The organism is Albidovulum sp., from assembly GCF_008933605.1.
Taxonomy (GTDB): domain Bacteria; phylum Pseudomonadota; class Alphaproteobacteria; order Rhodobacterales; family Rhodobacteraceae; genus Albidovulum.
This window is the reverse complement of sequence record NZ_WBUS01000088.1, coordinates 1-14,324: the sequence shown is the minus strand read 5'-3', so window position 1 is coordinate 14,324 and position 14,324 is coordinate 1. Positions and strand designations below refer to the sequence as shown.

The 14,324-nt window shown below is 69.0% G+C and carries 19 protein-coding genes; 8 read left to right on the top strand and 11 right to left on the bottom strand.

What is annotated here, in order from left to right; all coding sequences use genetic code 11:
- Positions 1 to 276: DMT family transporter (locus F9K34_RS12145; protein WP_291337234.1), on the top strand; the 276-nt coding region annotated here is incomplete at its 5' end.
- Between the two features lie 8 nt (positions 277 to 284).
- Here the strand turns inward: F9K34_RS12145 and F9K34_RS12140 are convergent.
- Genes F9K34_RS12140 through F9K34_RS12130 form a run of 3 tightly spaced genes read right to left on the bottom strand, consistent with a single transcriptional unit; the run spans position 285 to position 1,710 of the window.
- Complete coding sequence (locus F9K34_RS12140) at positions 285 to 770, bottom strand: GNAT family N-acetyltransferase (RefSeq protein ID WP_291337233.1); 486 nt, start codon at positions 768 to 770, stop codon at positions 285 to 287.
- On the bottom strand, positions 764 to 1,261 hold the full coding sequence (locus tag F9K34_RS12135) for a GreA/GreB family elongation factor (protein WP_291337232.1): 498 nt from the start codon (positions 1,259 to 1,261) through the stop codon (positions 764 to 766). The genes F9K34_RS12140 and F9K34_RS12135 overlap by 7 nt, the downstream gene beginning before the upstream one ends.
- Positions 1,258 to 1,710, bottom strand: a complete 453-nt coding sequence (locus tag F9K34_RS12130; protein ID WP_291337231.1) for an NUDIX domain-containing protein — start codon at positions 1,708 to 1,710, stop codon at positions 1,258 to 1,260. Before F9K34_RS12130 ends, F9K34_RS12135 begins: the two co-directional genes overlap by 4 nt.
- A gap of 75 nt (positions 1,711 to 1,785) precedes the next feature.
- Here F9K34_RS12130 and F9K34_RS12125 point away from each other — a divergent pair, with 75 nt between their 5' ends.
- Together F9K34_RS12125 and F9K34_RS12120 are read left to right on the top strand one after the other, a co-directional pair.
- Positions 1,786 to 2,514 (top strand): alpha/beta fold hydrolase, encoded by a 729-nt coding sequence (locus F9K34_RS12125; RefSeq protein WP_291337230.1) that lies wholly within the window; start codon positions 1,786 to 1,788, stop codon positions 2,512 to 2,514.
- Positions 2,515 to 2,607: 93 nt separating this feature from the next.
- On the top strand, positions 2,608 to 3,576 hold the full coding sequence (locus tag F9K34_RS12120) for an NAD(P)-dependent alcohol dehydrogenase (protein ID WP_291337229.1): 969 nt from the start codon (positions 2,608 to 2,610) through the stop codon (positions 3,574 to 3,576).
- On the opposite strand, the gene F9K34_RS12115 is transcribed toward F9K34_RS12120, so the two are convergent.
- The 3 genes from F9K34_RS12115 to F9K34_RS12105 form a co-directional block, all read right to left on the bottom strand.
- Positions 3,573 to 4,646 carry a 5-(carboxyamino)imidazole ribonucleotide synthase gene (locus F9K34_RS12115; RefSeq protein WP_291337228.1) on the bottom strand — a complete coding sequence of 358 codons (1,074 nt, stop codon included), beginning with the start codon at positions 4,644 to 4,646 and terminating at the stop codon, positions 3,573 to 3,575. The genes F9K34_RS12120 and F9K34_RS12115 overlap by 4 nt on opposite strands.
- Positions 4,639 to 5,124 (bottom strand): 5-(carboxyamino)imidazole ribonucleotide mutase, encoded by a 486-nt coding sequence (purE, locus tag F9K34_RS12110; protein WP_291337227.1) that lies wholly within the window; start codon positions 5,122 to 5,124, stop codon positions 4,639 to 4,641. The genes F9K34_RS12115 and purE overlap by 8 nt, the downstream gene beginning before the upstream one ends.
- A 67-nt stretch (positions 5,125 to 5,191) precedes the next feature.
- Positions 5,192 to 5,410 carry a YdcH family protein gene (locus F9K34_RS12105; protein ID WP_291337235.1) on the bottom strand — a complete coding sequence of 73 codons (219 nt, stop codon included), beginning with the start codon at positions 5,408 to 5,410 and terminating at the stop codon, positions 5,192 to 5,194.
- Positions 5,411 to 5,593: 183 nt separating this feature from the next.
- Here F9K34_RS12105 and F9K34_RS12100 point away from each other — a divergent pair, with 183 nt between their 5' ends.
- The 3 genes from F9K34_RS12100 (at position 5,594) to F9K34_RS12090 (ending at position 6,847) form a co-directional block, all read left to right on the top strand.
- The gene (locus tag F9K34_RS12100; RefSeq protein WP_291337226.1) at positions 5,594 to 6,010 is read left to right on the top strand and encodes an Hsp20 family protein; all 417 of its coding nucleotides are present in this window, start codon (positions 5,594 to 5,596) and stop codon (positions 6,008 to 6,010) included.
- A 12-nt stretch (positions 6,011 to 6,022) separates the two neighbouring features.
- Positions 6,023 to 6,250: a DUF1150 family protein gene (locus tag F9K34_RS12095; protein ID WP_291337225.1), complete on the top strand. Its 228-nt coding sequence runs from the start codon at positions 6,023 to 6,025 to the stop codon at positions 6,248 to 6,250.
- Between the two features lie 111 nt (positions 6,251 to 6,361).
- On the top strand, positions 6,362 to 6,847 hold the full coding sequence (locus tag F9K34_RS12090; RefSeq protein ID WP_291337224.1) for a cytochrome b: 486 nt from the start codon (positions 6,362 to 6,364) through the stop codon (positions 6,845 to 6,847).
- A gap of 73 nt (positions 6,848 to 6,920) precedes the next feature.
- Here F9K34_RS12090 and argC read toward each other — a convergent pair whose 3' ends face one another.
- The 3 genes from argC to F9K34_RS12075 form a co-directional block, all read right to left on the bottom strand.
- Positions 6,921 to 7,841, bottom strand: coding sequence for an N-acetyl-gamma-glutamyl-phosphate reductase (gene argC, locus F9K34_RS12085; RefSeq protein ID WP_291337223.1), 921 nt, complete (start codon positions 7,839 to 7,841; stop codon positions 6,921 to 6,923).
- A 108-nt stretch (positions 7,842 to 7,949) separates the two neighbouring features.
- Positions 7,950 to 9,656: a bifunctional sulfate adenylyltransferase/adenylylsulfate kinase gene (locus F9K34_RS12080; protein WP_291337222.1), complete on the bottom strand. Its 1,707-nt coding sequence runs from the start codon at positions 9,654 to 9,656 to the stop codon at positions 7,950 to 7,952.
- Positions 9,657 to 9,855: 199 nt separating this feature from the next.
- Positions 9,856 to 10,662 carry a methyltransferase domain-containing protein gene (locus F9K34_RS12075; RefSeq protein WP_291337221.1) on the bottom strand — a complete coding sequence of 269 codons (807 nt, stop codon included), beginning with the start codon at positions 10,660 to 10,662 and terminating at the stop codon, positions 9,856 to 9,858.
- Between the two features lie 112 nt (positions 10,663 to 10,774).
- On the opposite strand from F9K34_RS12075, the gene F9K34_RS12070 reads away from it, so the two are divergent.
- A complete protein-coding gene (locus F9K34_RS12070) occupies positions 10,775 to 11,578 on the top strand; it encodes a winged helix-turn-helix transcriptional regulator (protein WP_291337220.1) in 804 nt (267 codons plus the stop codon).
- On the opposite strand, the gene trxB is transcribed toward F9K34_RS12070, so the two are convergent.
- The gene (trxB, locus tag F9K34_RS12065) at positions 11,473 to 12,438 is read right to left on the bottom strand and encodes a thioredoxin-disulfide reductase (protein WP_291337219.1); all 966 of its coding nucleotides are present in this window, start codon (positions 12,436 to 12,438) and stop codon (positions 11,473 to 11,475) included. The genes F9K34_RS12070 and trxB overlap by 106 nt on opposite strands.
- A gap of 226 nt (positions 12,439 to 12,664) precedes the next feature.
- On the opposite strand from trxB, the gene F9K34_RS12060 reads away from it, so the two are divergent.
- Positions 12,665 to 13,165, top strand: a complete 501-nt coding sequence (locus F9K34_RS12060; protein WP_291337218.1) for an Lrp/AsnC family transcriptional regulator — start codon at positions 12,665 to 12,667, stop codon at positions 13,163 to 13,165.
- Between the two features lie 28 nt (positions 13,166 to 13,193).
- On the opposite strand, the gene F9K34_RS12055 is transcribed toward F9K34_RS12060, so the two are convergent.
- Positions 13,194 to 13,982: a Hint domain-containing protein gene (locus F9K34_RS12055; RefSeq protein WP_291337217.1), complete on the bottom strand. Its 789-nt coding sequence runs from the start codon at positions 13,980 to 13,982 to the stop codon at positions 13,194 to 13,196.
- Positions 13,983 to 14,324 lie beyond the last annotated feature (342 nt).

Sequence of the window (14,324 nt, the reverse complement as noted above, 5' to 3'; positions counted from 1 at the left end):
ACCCCGCCCCGCGCGGCAGCGTCGGCCAGCACGGCGGGCCTCCTTCTCGCCGTCGTCTCCGGGGCGCTGACCTCCGGCCTCGGCTATGCGCTCTGGTACGCGATCCTGCCCGGCCTCGGCGCCGCGCGGGGCGGGGTGGCGCAGCTCACCGTGCCGGTGATCGCGCTGGCCGGCGGCATGGCGTTCCTCGGCGAGGCGCTGACGCTCCGGTTCCTGGTCGCCTCGGTGCTCGTCCTCGGCGGGGTGGCGTTTGCCACGCTGCCGCGGCGCGCCTGATCCCGGCGTCAGAGCGGCTTGACGAAGCGGCGGATGTCATGGCCGGTCCCGGCGTCGTGGCGCGTGACCCCGGTCGGGGCGAACCCCTCGCGCTGCCAGAACGCCCGGCCGCGCGGATTGGCCTCCAGCACCCCAAGGCAGAGCCGCGGCGCGCCGGCCTGCCGGGCAAGCGCCTCGACATGGGCGAGGAACCGCGCGCCGTACCCCTTTCCGCGCAGCCGGGGCGCAAGGATCATCAGGCCGAGATAGCCGTCGCCCGGCCCGGGAAACCCGTAGGACAGTTCCGCCACGCCGGAAAGCCGCCCCTCGACGAAGAGACCGAGCCGGCGGGAGCGTGCGGGGTCGGCCCCCGGCGGGGCGTCGGTGAAGAAGTCCGCGGCCTTCGCGCGGTCCGGCGGCACGCGATCCGCAAGCAGCCAGTAGTCCGCCGCCTCGGCATAGAGCGCCTCGACAAGCGGCACCTCGGTTGCGGGGTCGAGCGCGCGGATCAGCATTGCAGGGGCGCGATGGCGATCACCTCCAGCGCCAGCGTTCCGGCGGGCCGGCGCCATTCCACGATGTCGCCCACGCGCGCGCCAAGAAGTGCCCGGGCGAGCGGCGACTGCGGCGCGATCCGGTTCCTGGCGGCGTCGGCCTCGTCCTCGCCGACAATCTCGTAGACCGTCTCGCTTCCCGCCTCGTCGGCGACGGTGACGCGGCTGGCGAAGGCGACCTCGCCCTGCGGCTGGGCGGCGGGATCCACCGGGATCGCGGAGGCGAGCCGCGCCTCGAGATAGCGGATGTCGCGTTCGGCGGCCTTTTCCGGCAGGCGGTCCAGCCGGTCCGCCCGCGCCTTCAGCCGCTGGAGCTCGGCCTGGGTCGCGGCCAGCCGGTCGCGCAGTGCCTGCAGGCCCCGCGGCGTCACGAAGTTCGGATGCGGGCTGACCGGGAGGTCCGGCAGGAGCTCGGTGTCCGGCCCGTCCTCCTTCACGAAGGCGCGGCTCATGGCACGATCTCCTCAAGCGGGTCGTAGTAGACCGGCGCGGCCGGCGCGAAGGCGATCCGCGGCAGGCTGTCCGGCTTCAGGCGGATCGCCGCCAGTTCCGCCGGGGCGAAGAACCGGCAGGTGTGGACGATGCCGGCCGGATCGCGCCACGCCGGGTCGAGCGCGCCGCGCGTCACCCGGCAGCGGAAGAAGAGGTCGACCTGGTGGTAGCCGGATTTCGGGTCGTGGAATTCGTTGACGAGCGCGAGCGCGCCGACCTCCACCTCGAGGCCGCATTCCTCGTTCACCTCGCGGCGGAGGTTCTCGGGCAACGAGACGCCCGGCTCGACCCCGCCGCCCGGCGCGCCCCAGAGGTCGGAGCGGTTGCCCGGATAGGCGTTGACCAGAAGCAGGCGGCCATCCTCGACGATGATCGCGCGGGTGGCCAGACGGGGGGAACGGGATTTCATCTGCCCAGAGTGGCGAAGCGGCGGGGGAAGGACAAGGGACTCGCGTGCGGCTTGCGGCCCGCCTATGTCTTGGCCATGTGGAAGACGCTCCTCGCGCTTTGCCTGATCGCCGCCGCGCCCGCGGCGCGCGCCGATTGCGTCGTGCTCCTCCACGGGCTCGCGCGCAGCGAGACATCCCTTCTGGTGATGGAAGCGGCGCTCCGGGCCGAAGGCTACCGGGTGGTCAACGAGGGCTATCCCTCGACCGCAGCGGGGATCGAGACCCTCGTGCGCGATTACGTCGGACCGCAGGTCGCGCGCTGCGGCGACGGGGAGACGGTGCACATCGTCACCCATTCTATGGGCGGCATTCTCGTGCGGGCCTGGCTCGCCGATCAGCGGCCCGGGACCATGGGACGGGTGGTCATGCTCGCGCCGCCGAACCACGGATCGGAACTCGTCGATGCCTTCGGCGATCTCGGAGCCTTCCGCTGGCTGAACGGCCCGGCCGGGCTGGAGCTTGGCACCGGGCCCGATGCCACGCCGAACACGCTGCCCGCGATCCAGTTCGACCTCGGCGTGATCGCCGGCGACCGCTCGCTCAACCCGATCTATTCGACGGTGATCGAGGGCGCCGACGACGGCAAGGTCAGCGTCGAGAGCACCCGGATCGGCGGGATGCGCGACCATATCGTGCTGCCCGTGACCCATACCTTCATGATGAACAACCCGCTCGTCGTGGCCGAAGTGCTCGAGTTTCTCGCCAATGGCCGGTTCGACCACGGCCTGAGCTATCTGGAGGCCGCGCGGCGGGTATTGCCGTAGGCGGCCGTCCGTGTTCGGTCCGGCAGCATCCCTGCGGGTTTGCCTCATCGCCACGAGCCCTTAGTCTTGGGATGGCAACCTCGGGAGGACTGGATGAAGGCGATTGTGTACGACCGGTACGGCCCGCCTGAGGTCCTGCGGCTGGAAGAGGTGGAGTTGCCCGGGGCGGGGCCGGGCGAGGTGCGTGTCCGGGTGCGCGCTGCCTCGGTCACCACGGCGGACTGGCGGTTGCGGGCCTCGGCGTTTCCGGGCGTACTCTGGCTGCCGGGGCGGCTGATGACGGGGTTGTTCCGTCCGAAAAACCGGGTACTCGGCCTCGACTTCGCAGGCGAGGTCGATGCGGTGGGGGATGGCGTGTCCCGCTTTGCGACGGGGGACAGGGTCTTCGGTTTTGCCGGCAAGGGTGCGCACGCGGAATACCTTGTCATGCCCGAGGCCGGCGCCATCGCGGCGACGCCGGAGGACCTGAGCGATCCCGAAGCCGCTGCATTGCCCTTCGGCGCGCTGTCCGCACTTGTCTTCCTGCGCGACTATGCCGGGCTTCTCCCGGGGCAGAGCGTCGCGGTGGTGGGAGCCTCGGGCGGCGTCGGCGCCTATGCCGTGCAGGTCGCCCGGGCCCTCGGCGCGCGCGTCACCGGTATCGCCAGCGCCGGAAGCCGTGGGTTCGTTCTCGGGCTCGGGGCGGAACGTTTCGTGGACTACGGGGTCGAGGACTTCACCTTTGGAGCCGAGCGGTACGATCTTGTCCTCGACACGGTCGGGGCCACGGACTTTTCCCGGGCGCGCCGGGTGCTGGCGCCCTCCGGTCTGTTCCTGCCCTTGAACTTCGGCCTGCGCGAGATCGTGCAGTCGCTCCGGACCCGGCTTCGCTCCGGCCCGCGCGTGACCATCGGGGTCAGCGGTGACACGGCGGCAGATCTTGAGGCGCTGAAGACGATGATCGCCGACGGGCAGCTTCGCCCGGTGATCGACAGCATCTATCCGCTCGGCAGGATCGCCGAGGCGCACGCCCATGTTGAAACCCGGCACCGACGCGGGGCGGTCGTGATAAGCCCGGTCTAGGCCCGCCGGACAATCCGGTTCACATGGCCCATCTTGCGGCCTTCCCGCGCCTCGGCCTTGCCGTAGAGGTGGAGCGCGGCATCCTTCTCGCGGGCGATGGCCGGCACGTGCCGGATGTCGTCGCCGATCAGGTTCTCCATCACCACGTCGGCGAAGCGGCTGCCGTCGCCCAGCGGCCAGCCGGCGACCGCGCGGATGTGCTGCTCGAACTGGTCCACCGCGCAGCCGTTCTGCGTCCAGTGGCCGGAATTGTGGACGCGGGGCGCGATCTCGTTCACCACAAGGCCCGCCGGCGTCACGAAAAGCTCGACGCCCATGACGCCGACGTAGTCGAGCGCGGTGAGGATGCGGGCGGCCAGCAGCACGGCGTCGGTCCGCTGCGCCTCGGTCAGGCGTGCAGGCACCGTCGTGGTGCGCAGGATGCCCTCTCGGTGGACGTTCTCGCCCGGGTCATAGGCCGCCACCGCACCGTCGCGGCCCCGCGCGGCGATGACGGAGACCTCGTGGCTGAAGGCAACGAAGCCTTCGAGGATCGCCGGCGCGCCCGCCATCGCCGCGAGCGCCGCCGCGGCATCGGAGGCGGTGGCGAGCCGCACCTGGCCCTTGCCGTCATAGCCGAGCCTGCGGGTCTTCAGGATCGCCGGGCAGCCGATGGCCGCGATGGCGCGGTCAAGGTCCGCCGCGCCCTCCACCGCCGCGAAGGGCGCGGTCAACAGGCCGATACCGCTCAGGAAGGTCTTTTCCGACAGCCGGTCCTGGCTCACCGCCAGCGCGCGGCGGTTCGGGTGGATCGGGCGGACAGCTTCCAGCGCGTCGAGCGCCGAGGTCGGGACGTTCTCGAACTCGTAGGTGACGACATCGACCGCCGCGGCGAAGCGGGCAAGCGCCTCGCGGTCCCCGTAGGGCGCGGTCGTGACCGCCTGGGCGACATCGCCCGCGGGCGGATGTGCCGCCGGTTCGTAGATGTGCGTGCGGTAGCCGAGGCGCGCCGCGGCGACCGACAGCATCCGGCCCAACTGGCCGCCGCCGAGGATCCCGATGGTGGAGCCGGGCGGCAGGGGCTCAGTCATCTAGCGGCTCTTCGGGGATCGAGGCGGAGAGGGCGCCCCGCCAGGCGTCGAGCCGGGTGGCCAGCGCGGGATCGGACAGCGCGAGGATGCCGGCGGCCATGAGGCCGGCATTGGCCGCCCCCGCCGCGCCGATGGCCATGGTAGCGACGGGGTAGCCCTTCGGCATCTGGACGATGGAATAGAGGCTGTCCACGCCCGAAAGCGCCTTCGTCTGCACCGGCACGCCGATCACCGGCACCCGGGTCTTGGACGCCATCATCCCGGGCAGATGCGCGGCACCGCCGGCGCCGGCAATGATGACGTGAAGCCCCCGCTCCACCGCCGAGCGCCCGTAGGCCCAGAGCCGGTCCGGTGTGCGGTGGGCCGAGACGATCTTCGCCTCGTAGGCCACGCCGAGTTCGTCGAGAACCGCCGCCGCCTCCTGCATCGTGGGCCAGTCGGACTGCGACCCCATGATGATGCCGACCTTCACGCTCATGCCGCCTCCGCGCGCGCTGCAAATGCGCGCGCACTATAGCCGGCGGGTCCCCCGGCGCAAGGCGGGGTCAGGCGATGATGTCGGGCGTGAGGATGTCCTCGATCCGCGCGATCTGGTCCTTGAGGTGCAGCTTCTGTTTCTTCAGCCGCCGCAGGGTGAGCTGGTCGGACCGGCCGGACGCTTCCATGAGGTGAATCGCCTCGTCGAGGTCGCGGTGTTCCTGGCGCAGGACCTCGAGTTTCACGCGCAGGACTTCCGTCGGGTCCATTTCCAGATGGGCGTTCATCTCGTCGCTGGCCATGAGTCGGAATTTCGAATGGTAGCGAAGGATAGCAAGTCCCCGTGATTGCGGGAAGCTTTTCGCGCGCCCTGTCTTGTCGCGCGCAAGGCCGCGCTCCATATTCATTCCAAGGTCGCCCGGACGGGGACCTCGACGCAATGTCGCTTGATGCTGAGGACATGGCCTGAGATGACGAAACTGACTTTCGCCGCCCATCCCTTCCTGCTGGGGTTCGATCAGCTTGAAAGGCTCGTCGAACGCACCGCGAAAAGCGGGAACGACGGCTATCCTCCCTTCAATATCGAGCAGTCGTCCGAACACGGCTTCCGCATCACGCTGGCCGTGGCGGGGTTCGGCGAGGGCGACATCGCGATCACCGTGGAGGACCGCCAGCTCATGATCCGTGGCCGCCAGGCGGAGGAGGCGGACGAGGGCCGCATCTTCCTGCACCGCGGCATCGCCGCCCGTGCCTTCCAGCGCAGCTTCGTGCTCGCCGAGGGCGTCGAGGTGGCCGGCGCGCGGCTTGAAAACGGGCTTCTCCACGTCGACCTCGTCCGCGCGGTGCCGGAGAAGGTGGTGCAGACGATCCGCATCACCAGGGGGTAAGGAGAAACGGGCATGGATACCAAGTACGATTTCGGGCCGGAAAGCGGCGAGCGCATCGTCTATGTGCGCGAGGTTGCCGTGGCCGACCTGCCGGAGGAGATTCGGGCGCAGGCGATGGGACTCGACACGCTCTATGCGCTGCACGACGCCGGGGGCGAGCGGCTCGCGCTCGTCAAGGACCGCAGGCTGGCCTTCATCCTCGCGCGGCAGAACGACATGGCCCCGGTAAGCGTGCACTGACACGCGTTGCGCAACTGCGGTTGCATTGACCGGCGACGGAAAACCATTCCTTCTGCGTGACAGAACGGGCGGCCATCACGGCCACCGGCTTTCAAGACCGACGAGGGACACATGTCAAAGGTAACCGGATACAGCCGCGCACAGATCGCGCTTCACTGGGGCATCCTTCTGCTCCTGGGGGTGAGCTATCTCAGCAGCGACAAGATGAAGGCTGCGTGGGGCGCGATTCACGAGGGCCGCGATGCCTTCGGCACGACGGCCGCCGCCCATGTCTGGATCGGCGTGGCGATTTTGGTGCTGGCGCTTGTCCGGGTGGCGATCCGGGTGCGCCGTGGCGCGCCGGACCTGCCCGAGGGCGGGCATCCCGTGGCCAACCTTATCGCGAAGCTCACCCATCTGGGGCTCTACGGGCTTCTGCTCCTCATCCCCGTCTCAGGCCTGATGGCCTGGTTCGGCGGCGTCGATGCGGCGGGCGAGGTGCACGAGGTGATGTTCAACCTCGGCATCGCGCTGGTGATCCTGCATGTCGTGGGCGCGCTCTACCACCAGCTCGTCCTGAAGGACGGGCTGATGGACCGGATGAAACGCGCGGGCTAAGATGCAGAGCCGAAAAGAATAAAGCCCCGGCCGATCCGCCGGGGCCTTGGTGTCCTGACGCCGGCGAAACGGCTCAGAGCCCAGCGCCCTCGTCCAGCCCCAGCATCAGGTTGAGATTCTGCACAGCCGCGCCGGAGGCGCCCTTGCCGAGGTTGTCGAGCACCGCGATGAGCGTCGCCGCCCCGGTTTCCGCGTTGCCGTGGACGGAAAGCTCCATACGGTTCGTGCCGTTGAGCTGCTGCGGCCAGACGCGCGGCTCGTGCGTTGCCGCAGGCACGACAGTGACGAAGCGTTCGCCCGCGTAATGCGCCCGCAGCGCCTCCTCGGCGCGGACGATCCCGTCGACGCCGAGGTCAAGCTCCACCGCCACCGCCATGCCCTGCGCGTATTGGCCGACGGACGGGACGAAGACCGGCGGGCGCGCGAGGCGGCCGTAGCGCGTGATCTCGGGCAGGTGCTTGTGGCCCTGCGCGGCGCCGTAGAGGAACGATCCCTGCACGGCGCCGGATTCGAATTCCTCGATCATCGCCTTGCCGCCGCCGGAATAGCCCGAGACGCCGGAGATGGCCGGCGGGTGCGCGGGGTCGATCAGCCCGGCGTCGACCAGCGGGCGGATCAGCGCGATGGCGCAGGTGGACCAGCAGCCCGGGTTCGTCACCCGCGCCGCGCCGCGGATCGCGTCGCGCTGGCCGGCCGCCATCTCGGCGAAGCCGAAGCACCAGTCGGGATGGGTGCGGTGGGCGGTCGAGGCGTCGATGATGCGGGTGGATAGCCCCGCCGCGTCGCAGGCCGCCACGACCTCCTTCGCCGCGGCGTCGGGCAGGCAGAGGATCGCCACCTCGGCTTCGGCGAAGGCGGCGAGGCGGGCGGGAATGTCCTTCCTCAGCGCCAGGTCGATGCGGACGAGCGCCACGTCCCCGCGACGTTCCAGCCGCTCGCGGATCTGCAGACCCGTCGTGCCGACATCCCCGTCGATGAAGACCTTGTGTGCCACCGTTCGACTCCGTTCCAGAAGGCCCGGCCCATATACGCGCTTTGCGCGCGAAGTAAATGCAAAACGCCCGGCCGGGGTGGGCCGGGCGCCGCGGAAGGCGTCCGCCGGTCAGGCGCGGATCAGGCCCATCTGTTCCAGCTTCAGGATCACCTGATGGGCGCAGTTGTCCACCTCGGCATTCTCGGTCTCGACGCGAAGCTCCGGGTTTTCCGGCACCTCGTAGGGGTCCGAGATGCCGGTGAACTCCTTGATCTTGCCCTCGCGCGCGAGCTTGTAGAGCCCCTTGCGGTCGCGCCGCTCGCATTCCTCGACACTGGTGGCGACATGCACCTCGATGAAGGCGCCGGAGGCCTCGACCATCTCGCGCACCGCGCGGCGGGTCGCGGCATAGGGTGCGATCGGCGCGCAGATGGCGATGCCGCCGTTCTTGGTGATCTCGGAGGCGACATAGCCGATCCGGCGGATGTTGATGTCGCGGTGTTCCTTCGAAAAGCCGAGCTCCGAGGACAGGTGCTTCCTGACCACGTCGCCGTCCAGAAGCGTCACGGGGCGCCCGCCCATCTCCATCAGCTTGACCATCAGCGCATTGGCGATGGTCGACTTGCCCGAGCCGGAGAGGCCGGTGAAGAACACGGTGAAACCCTGCTTCGACCGCGGCGGCGAGGTCCGGCGCAGCTCGGCCACGACCTCGGGGAAGGAGAACCAGTCGGGAATCTCCAGTCCCTCGCGCAGGCGCCGGCGGAGTTCGGTGCCCGAGATGTCGAGAACGGTGCCACCGTCCGGCACCTCGTTCGATGGGAAATACTGGGCCTTTTCCTGCACATAGACCATGTGCTTGAAGTCCAGCATCTCGATCCCGATCTCGGCCTCGTGCGTCTTGAAGAGCTCCTGCGCCTCGTAGGGGCCGTAGAAGTCCCGGCCGTGGCTGTTCTTGCCCGGGCCGGCATGGTCGCGGCCGACGATGAAATGGGTGCAGCCGTGGTTCCTGCGGATGAGCCCGTGCCAGAGGGCCTCGCGCGGGCCGGCCATGCGCATGGCGAGGTTCAGAAGGCTCATCGTGGTGGTCGAAGCCGGATACTTGTCCAGCACCGCCTCGTAACAGCGGACGCGGGTGAAGTGGTCCACATCGCCCGGCTTGGTCATGCCGACGACGGGGTGAATCAGCAGGTTCGCCTGCGCCTCGCGCGCGGCGCGGAAGGTCAGTTCCTGGTGCGCGCGGTGCAGCGGGTTGCGGGTCTGGAACGCCACGACCTTGCGCCAGCCGAGCTTGCGGAAATATGCGCGCAACTCGTTGGGCGTGTCGCGGCGGGCCTTGAAGTCGTAATGCACCGGCGGCTGGATGCCCGTCACCGGCCCGCCGAGATAGACCGGACCGGCGACATGGTGCAGGTAGTTAACCCCCGGATGGGCGAGGTCGTTGGCACCGAACACCCTTTCCGCCTCGCGCACCTTGTCCGGCACCCATTTGTCGGTGACCGAGAGGATGGCGAGGATCACCCCCTCCTGATCGCGGAGCGCGATATCCTGGCCGGGCTCGATTCCCGCGGCGAATTTCTCGCTGACGTCGAGCGTGACCGGGATCGGCCAGAGCGCGCCCGACGCGGTGCGCATGCCGTCCACGACGCCGTCATAGTCCGCCTCGGTCAGGAACCCCTTCAGCGGGTAGAAGCCGCCGGTCATCAGAAGCTCCAGATCGCAGATCTGCCGCGGGCTCAGGTCCCAGGAGGGGAGGTCGCCGGCCTCGTGCTTCAGCTTCTGGGCGGAGTCGTAGGAGACATAGAGCTCCCGGATCGGGGCAAGATTGGGCAGCGACATCGGCGATCTGACCTCTGGCATGGCGAGGCGGCCGTACCGCCGCCGTCCTGCGCGCGGATAGCCCCGAAATGCGGCGGAATTCAAGCCGGGCCCGGGGGATCCGCACCGAATCGGGACATTGGTGCGGAAATTACCCGGGGGCGGCGAAGACTGTTTCCGGCACGACGGGCGCACAGGCACGCCACCCTGTCCAGAGAGATCAGGGACGAATGATCAGCACCCGGGCGGGGGCGGGGAATGCGACGCTTCCGTCCGCACCGACATGGGCGCCAAGGGCGTCGCGCGCGGCTTCCTTGATCCGCCCGAGCTGATCGGCCGAGACCATCTCGGCGAGCGTCCAGCCGCCGATCTCGGTATCGAGCCAGGCATCGAGAGAGGCATGCCGTGCCGTGCCTGTGCAGGGTCGGACTTCGTCGGCGGTGAGGCCGGCGGCGGCGAGCTCTGCGGTGACGGCCGCCGGATCGCCGAGGCAGAATGGTGCGGAAAGCGCTGCCGCCGCCTTGGGTCCGACGACATCGCCGAGAAGGGGCACGAGGCGGTCGTAGGCCGGCGAACGCTCGACGCTCTCGAACACCGAAATGGCGATTCGTCCACCCGGCTTGGTCACCCGGGCCATTTCCCTCAAGGCCTTCGTCCGGTCGGCGAAGAACATGAGCGCGAACTGGCACAGTGTCGCGTCGAACGTGTCGTCATCGAAGGGAAGCGCTTCGGCGGCGGCTTCCTGCCACGCGATGCGGGGCGACTTGCGCCGGGCCACTGCCAGCATTCCCGGATTGATGTCGACTGCAGCGATCCTGCTATCCTGCCCACAATGCCCCTCGGCCGCAAGCGCGACGGTCCCGGTTCCGCAGGCGACGTCCAGAACGCTTTCGCCGGGCTTCAACCGGACCGCTTCCACCAGCATCGGTGCGAACTGGCCGAACAGGGCGGGCACGAATTCCCGGTCGTAGATCTCGGCGGCGGAGGCGCTGACCTGACCGGCTTCGGCGTGATCCAACTCCATCATGAGATCCTCCTTTTCCGGGCGGATTCTCGCATATGGCTCCAGGTTCCCGATAGTCCGGAATCTGTAGTAAACTGAAACGGCGGGCCGATCATGGGAAACCGCCGGAGGGAACATGCGACGCTATGGACAGTTCTGCCCTGTCGCCAAGGCGGCCGAGATCTTCTGCCCGCGGTGGAATGCGCTCATCCTGCGGAACATCGGGTGGGGGGCGCACCGCTTCTCGGAGATCCGGCGCGGCGTACCAATGATGTCGCCCACCCTGCTGTCGCAACGGCTGCGCGAACTGGAGGGCGAGGGGATACTGGAGCGTCGCGGCAAGGGGCGTGCGCAGGGGTACCACCTGACCGAGGCGGGCGCCGAATTCACCCCGATCATCGAGGCGATGGGTGTCTGGGGGCAGCGCTGGGCGCGCCGCGAGCTTGCCGCAGGCGAGGCCGACATGGACCTCCTGCTCTGGGGCATCGAGCGGAGCGCGCGTGCTGATGCGTTCGGCCGCCGCGCCGTCGTCAGGATCGAATTCACCGATCAGCCGCAACACAAGGCAGTCTGGTGGTACCTGAACGAGGACGGCCGTTGCCAGCTCTGCGTCGACGATCCGGGCGGCGATACCGACCTTTACCTCTCTGCGACCCTGCCGGATTTCATCCGGGTCTACCGAGGCGACCTGTCGCTTGCCCGCGCGGTCGACGAGGGGCTACTCGAAGCGCTCGGCAGCCGGGCGGCGCGCGATGCCCTGTCCGCCTGGCTGAACCTCGGCCCGCTGTCCCGGGTGCGACCGGCGCGGGCCGCCTGGCCGACGCGGCGCGGGGGCTATTCCGCCGCCGCGGCTGCCGGTTGCTCCGCGGCCGCGAGCCAGCGTTCGGCATCGAGTGCCGCCATGCAGCCCATGCCCGCCGAGGTCACGGCCTGGCGGTAGACATGGTCGGTCAGGTCGCCGGCCGCGAAGACGCCGGAGATCGAGGTCTCGGTGGTTCCCGGCCGCACCTTCACGTAGCCGCCGTTGTGAAGCTCGACCTGGTCCTTCACGAGTTCGGAGGCCGGCGCATGGCCGATCGCCACGAAGAAGCCGTCGCAGGGCAGCACGTTTTCCGCCCCCGTCTGCACATTCCTCACCCTTACGCCGGTCACGCCCAGGGGCGCCTCGGTGCCGAGGATCTCCTCCACCGTGTGGTTCCAGATGACCGCGATCTTCGGGTTCTTGAACAGGCGGTCCTGCAGGATCTTCTCGGCGCGGAAGCTGTCGCGGCGGTGGACCACCGTCACCTTCGACGCGAAATTGGTCAAAAACAGCGCCTCTTCCACGGCGGTATTGCCGCCGCCGATCACCACCACTTCCTTGCCGCGATAGAAGAATCCGTCGCAGGTGGCGCAGGCCGAGACGCCGAAGCCCTTGAACTTCTCCTCCGACGGGATTCCCAGCCACTTCGCCTGTGCGCCGGTGGCGAGGATCACCGCGTCGGCGGTGTAGGTCGTGCCGGAATCGCCGGCGGCCGTGAAGGGCCGCTGCGAGAGATCGAGTGCGGAGATATGGTCGGAGATCACCTCCGCCCCCATGGCGCGGGCGTGTTCCTCCATCCGCACCATGAGGTCGGGGCCCTGCACCTCGGTATCGCCGGGCCAGTTCTCCACCTCGGTGGTAATGGTAAGCTGGCCGCCCGGCTGGATGCCCTGTACGAGAAGCGGGTCCAGCATCGCGCGCGCCGAATAGACCGCGGCCGTGTAGCCCGCCGGGCCGGAGCCGATGATCAGAACCTTCGTGTGCCGCGTCTCGCCCATGGCCGATCCCCCTTGCCGTCACAGGGGCGATATAGTCGGGCTTCGGCGCCGAGGAAAGGGCAAGGCTGAGCGATGCGGCGCCCCTGCCGGGCATGGGGTTCCGCCGATCAGGCCCAAGGCTTGAGGCTTCGCGGAATCTTCCAGCCAAAATCTTGCGTGAATCTGAAATAATATTGCGCACGCCGGGTCCGACGGATAAGTTCCGCGCAAATCCGGGAGACGCAAGATGGCCGCCAACAGACTTGACGAGATCGACCGCAAGATTCTGGCCGAACTGCAGGACGACGGCCGCATGACCAATGTCGAGCTAGCCCGCCGGGTTGGCATATCTGCCCCGCCCTGCCTGCGCCGCGTCCGCACGCTGGAGGAGGCCGGCTATATCCGCGGCTACCACGCCGACGTCAACCCGCGCGAGCTCGGCTTCGAGGTTCAGGTCTTCGCCATGGTCGGCCTGCACAGCCAGGCCGAGGCCGACCTTTCGGCCTTCGAGCAGCGGTGCCGCGACTGGCCGCTTGTCCGCGAGTGCCACATGCTGAACGGCGAGATCGACTTCATCCTGAAATGCGTGGCGCCCGATCTTTCGAGCTTCCAGACCTTCCTGACGGAAGACCTCACTTCGGCGCCGAACGTCGCGAGCGTCAAGACGAGCCTCGTCATCCGCTGCGCGAAGGACAAGCCGGGCGTGCCCTTCGAGGTGCTCGAAGCGCGGCTCGGGCGCAGCGCCTGAGGCCAGGGCCACAGGCGCCGTGTCGAGTTCAGGCGTGCAGCGCCGCCTCCACCTCGGCCGCGGACATCCGCGGGTGGGCGAGGGTGCCGAAGTCGGCGATGGAGCGCATGTGCGGGAAAAGCGTCAGGAAGATCTGCGCGACCTGCGGATCGAACCCGTCGGACATGCGTGCGCCCGGATGGAAGCTCTCGATCTCGAGCCCGGCGGCGCGGATCGAGCCCTGGCGTGCCAGCACGATGTGGAAGACCGTGAGCGCCGCGACCGGGGACACCTCGATGATCGACACGCCGTCGGCGAAGGCACAGGCCGGCGCGTAGGCGGCCTCGACGCCGGTGGCGAAGCGGCAGCGCGCGTCACGGACGAGGATGCGCGCCCGGGGGCCGAGCACGAGGTCGGGCATCGGCCGGCCGACGCCGAAGGCATCCGCCGTGATCCGCGTCAGCGTCGAACGCGCCATTCCCGGCATCGCGCGCGACGGAAAGAGCGTCATCGAGCCGATCCAGCTAATCCGCTCGGCGCGGCCCTCGCCGGTCAGCGCCTCCATTCCCGGCACGAGGTCCTCGACCGCCACCGGGCCCTCCGTCGTCGCGATCACGGTGCCCCGCGCGAAGGCGGAAAAGGCCTCCTCGAACTCGGGGATGGCCGGGGCGAGCCGGGTGCAGGTTTCGAAACGCCCCTCGGCATCGAGGTAGGCGATCTCGTAACGCCGGGTCAGCGGCGCGCCGCGGAGCGGCCCGGGATCGGCTGGAGCGGGTTGGGGAAGGGTCCGGGAATGCGGAACGGGTGAGTTGAATACATCCGTCGACAGACGGCCCACTGGAACATGAGGATACGGCACACCAACAACCTTTCACTCTATTACATCTGCGGAGCCCCCACCCCTAAATGCAGACTGTCTATGAGGGACAATCTGCTGGCTTCGCGGCGATCTGTCAAAGGCGGGCAATGATTTGAAGCGGGCGCCGGACAATCGCCGGTCGCGCGCCCCGCTTTGTCCCGCCGCCGGCGACAAGTTGGCGGCGTTAACGCTTCGGGAAGGTTTGTGCGGGGGCAGGGGAGGCGAATCGGGGCGACGTCCGGTTGGACCTGCGTCCCGGGGGAAGTCCGGCGGACCGGCCCTTCGGGGTGCGGCCGGTCCGCCAGTGGTGGGGCGCGCGGG

Excerpts from the sequence above, each read along its gene's own strand:
- F9K34_RS12140 (WP_291337233.1), bottom strand. The coding sequence starts at position 770 with ATGCTGATCCGCGCGCTCGACCCCGCAACCGAGGTGCCGCTTGTCGAG.
- F9K34_RS12135 (WP_291337232.1), bottom strand. The coding sequence starts at position 1,261 with ATGAGCCGCGCCTTCGTGAAGGAGGACGGGCCGGACACCGAGCTCCTG.
- F9K34_RS12130 (WP_291337231.1), bottom strand. The coding sequence starts at position 1,710 with ATGAAATCCCGTTCCCCCCGTCTGGCCACCCGCGCGATCATCGTCGAG.
- F9K34_RS12125 (WP_291337230.1), top strand. The coding sequence starts at position 1,786 with ATGTGGAAGACGCTCCTCGCGCTTTGCCTGATCGCCGCCGCGCCCGCG.
- F9K34_RS12120 (WP_291337229.1), top strand. The coding sequence starts at position 2,608 with ATGAAGGCGATTGTGTACGACCGGTACGGCCCGCCTGAGGTCCTGCGG.
- F9K34_RS12115 (WP_291337228.1), bottom strand. The coding sequence starts at position 4,646 with ATGACTGAGCCCCTGCCGCCCGGCTCCACCATCGGGATCCTCGGCGGC.
- purE (WP_291337227.1), bottom strand. The coding sequence starts at position 5,124 with ATGAGCGTGAAGGTCGGCATCATCATGGGGTCGCAGTCCGACTGGCCC.
- F9K34_RS12105 (WP_291337235.1), bottom strand. The coding sequence starts at position 5,410 with ATGAACGCCCATCTGGAAATGGACCCGACGGAAGTCCTGCGCGTGAAA.
- F9K34_RS12100 (WP_291337226.1), top strand. The coding sequence starts at position 5,594 with ATGACGAAACTGACTTTCGCCGCCCATCCCTTCCTGCTGGGGTTCGAT.
- F9K34_RS12095 (WP_291337225.1), top strand. The coding sequence starts at position 6,023 with ATGGATACCAAGTACGATTTCGGGCCGGAAAGCGGCGAGCGCATCGTC.
- F9K34_RS12090 (WP_291337224.1), top strand. The coding sequence starts at position 6,362 with ATGTCAAAGGTAACCGGATACAGCCGCGCACAGATCGCGCTTCACTGG.
- F9K34_RS12080 (WP_291337222.1), bottom strand. The coding sequence starts at position 9,656 with ATGTCGCTGCCCAATCTTGCCCCGATCCGGGAGCTCTATGTCTCCTAC.
- F9K34_RS12075 (WP_291337221.1), bottom strand. The coding sequence starts at position 10,662 with ATGATGGAGTTGGATCACGCCGAAGCCGGTCAGGTCAGCGCCTCCGCC.
- F9K34_RS12070 (WP_291337220.1), top strand. The coding sequence starts at position 10,775 with ATGCGACGCTATGGACAGTTCTGCCCTGTCGCCAAGGCGGCCGAGATC.
- trxB (WP_291337219.1), bottom strand. The coding sequence starts at position 12,438 with ATGGGCGAGACGCGGCACACGAAGGTTCTGATCATCGGCTCCGGCCCG.
- F9K34_RS12060 (WP_291337218.1), top strand. The coding sequence starts at position 12,665 with ATGGCCGCCAACAGACTTGACGAGATCGACCGCAAGATTCTGGCCGAA.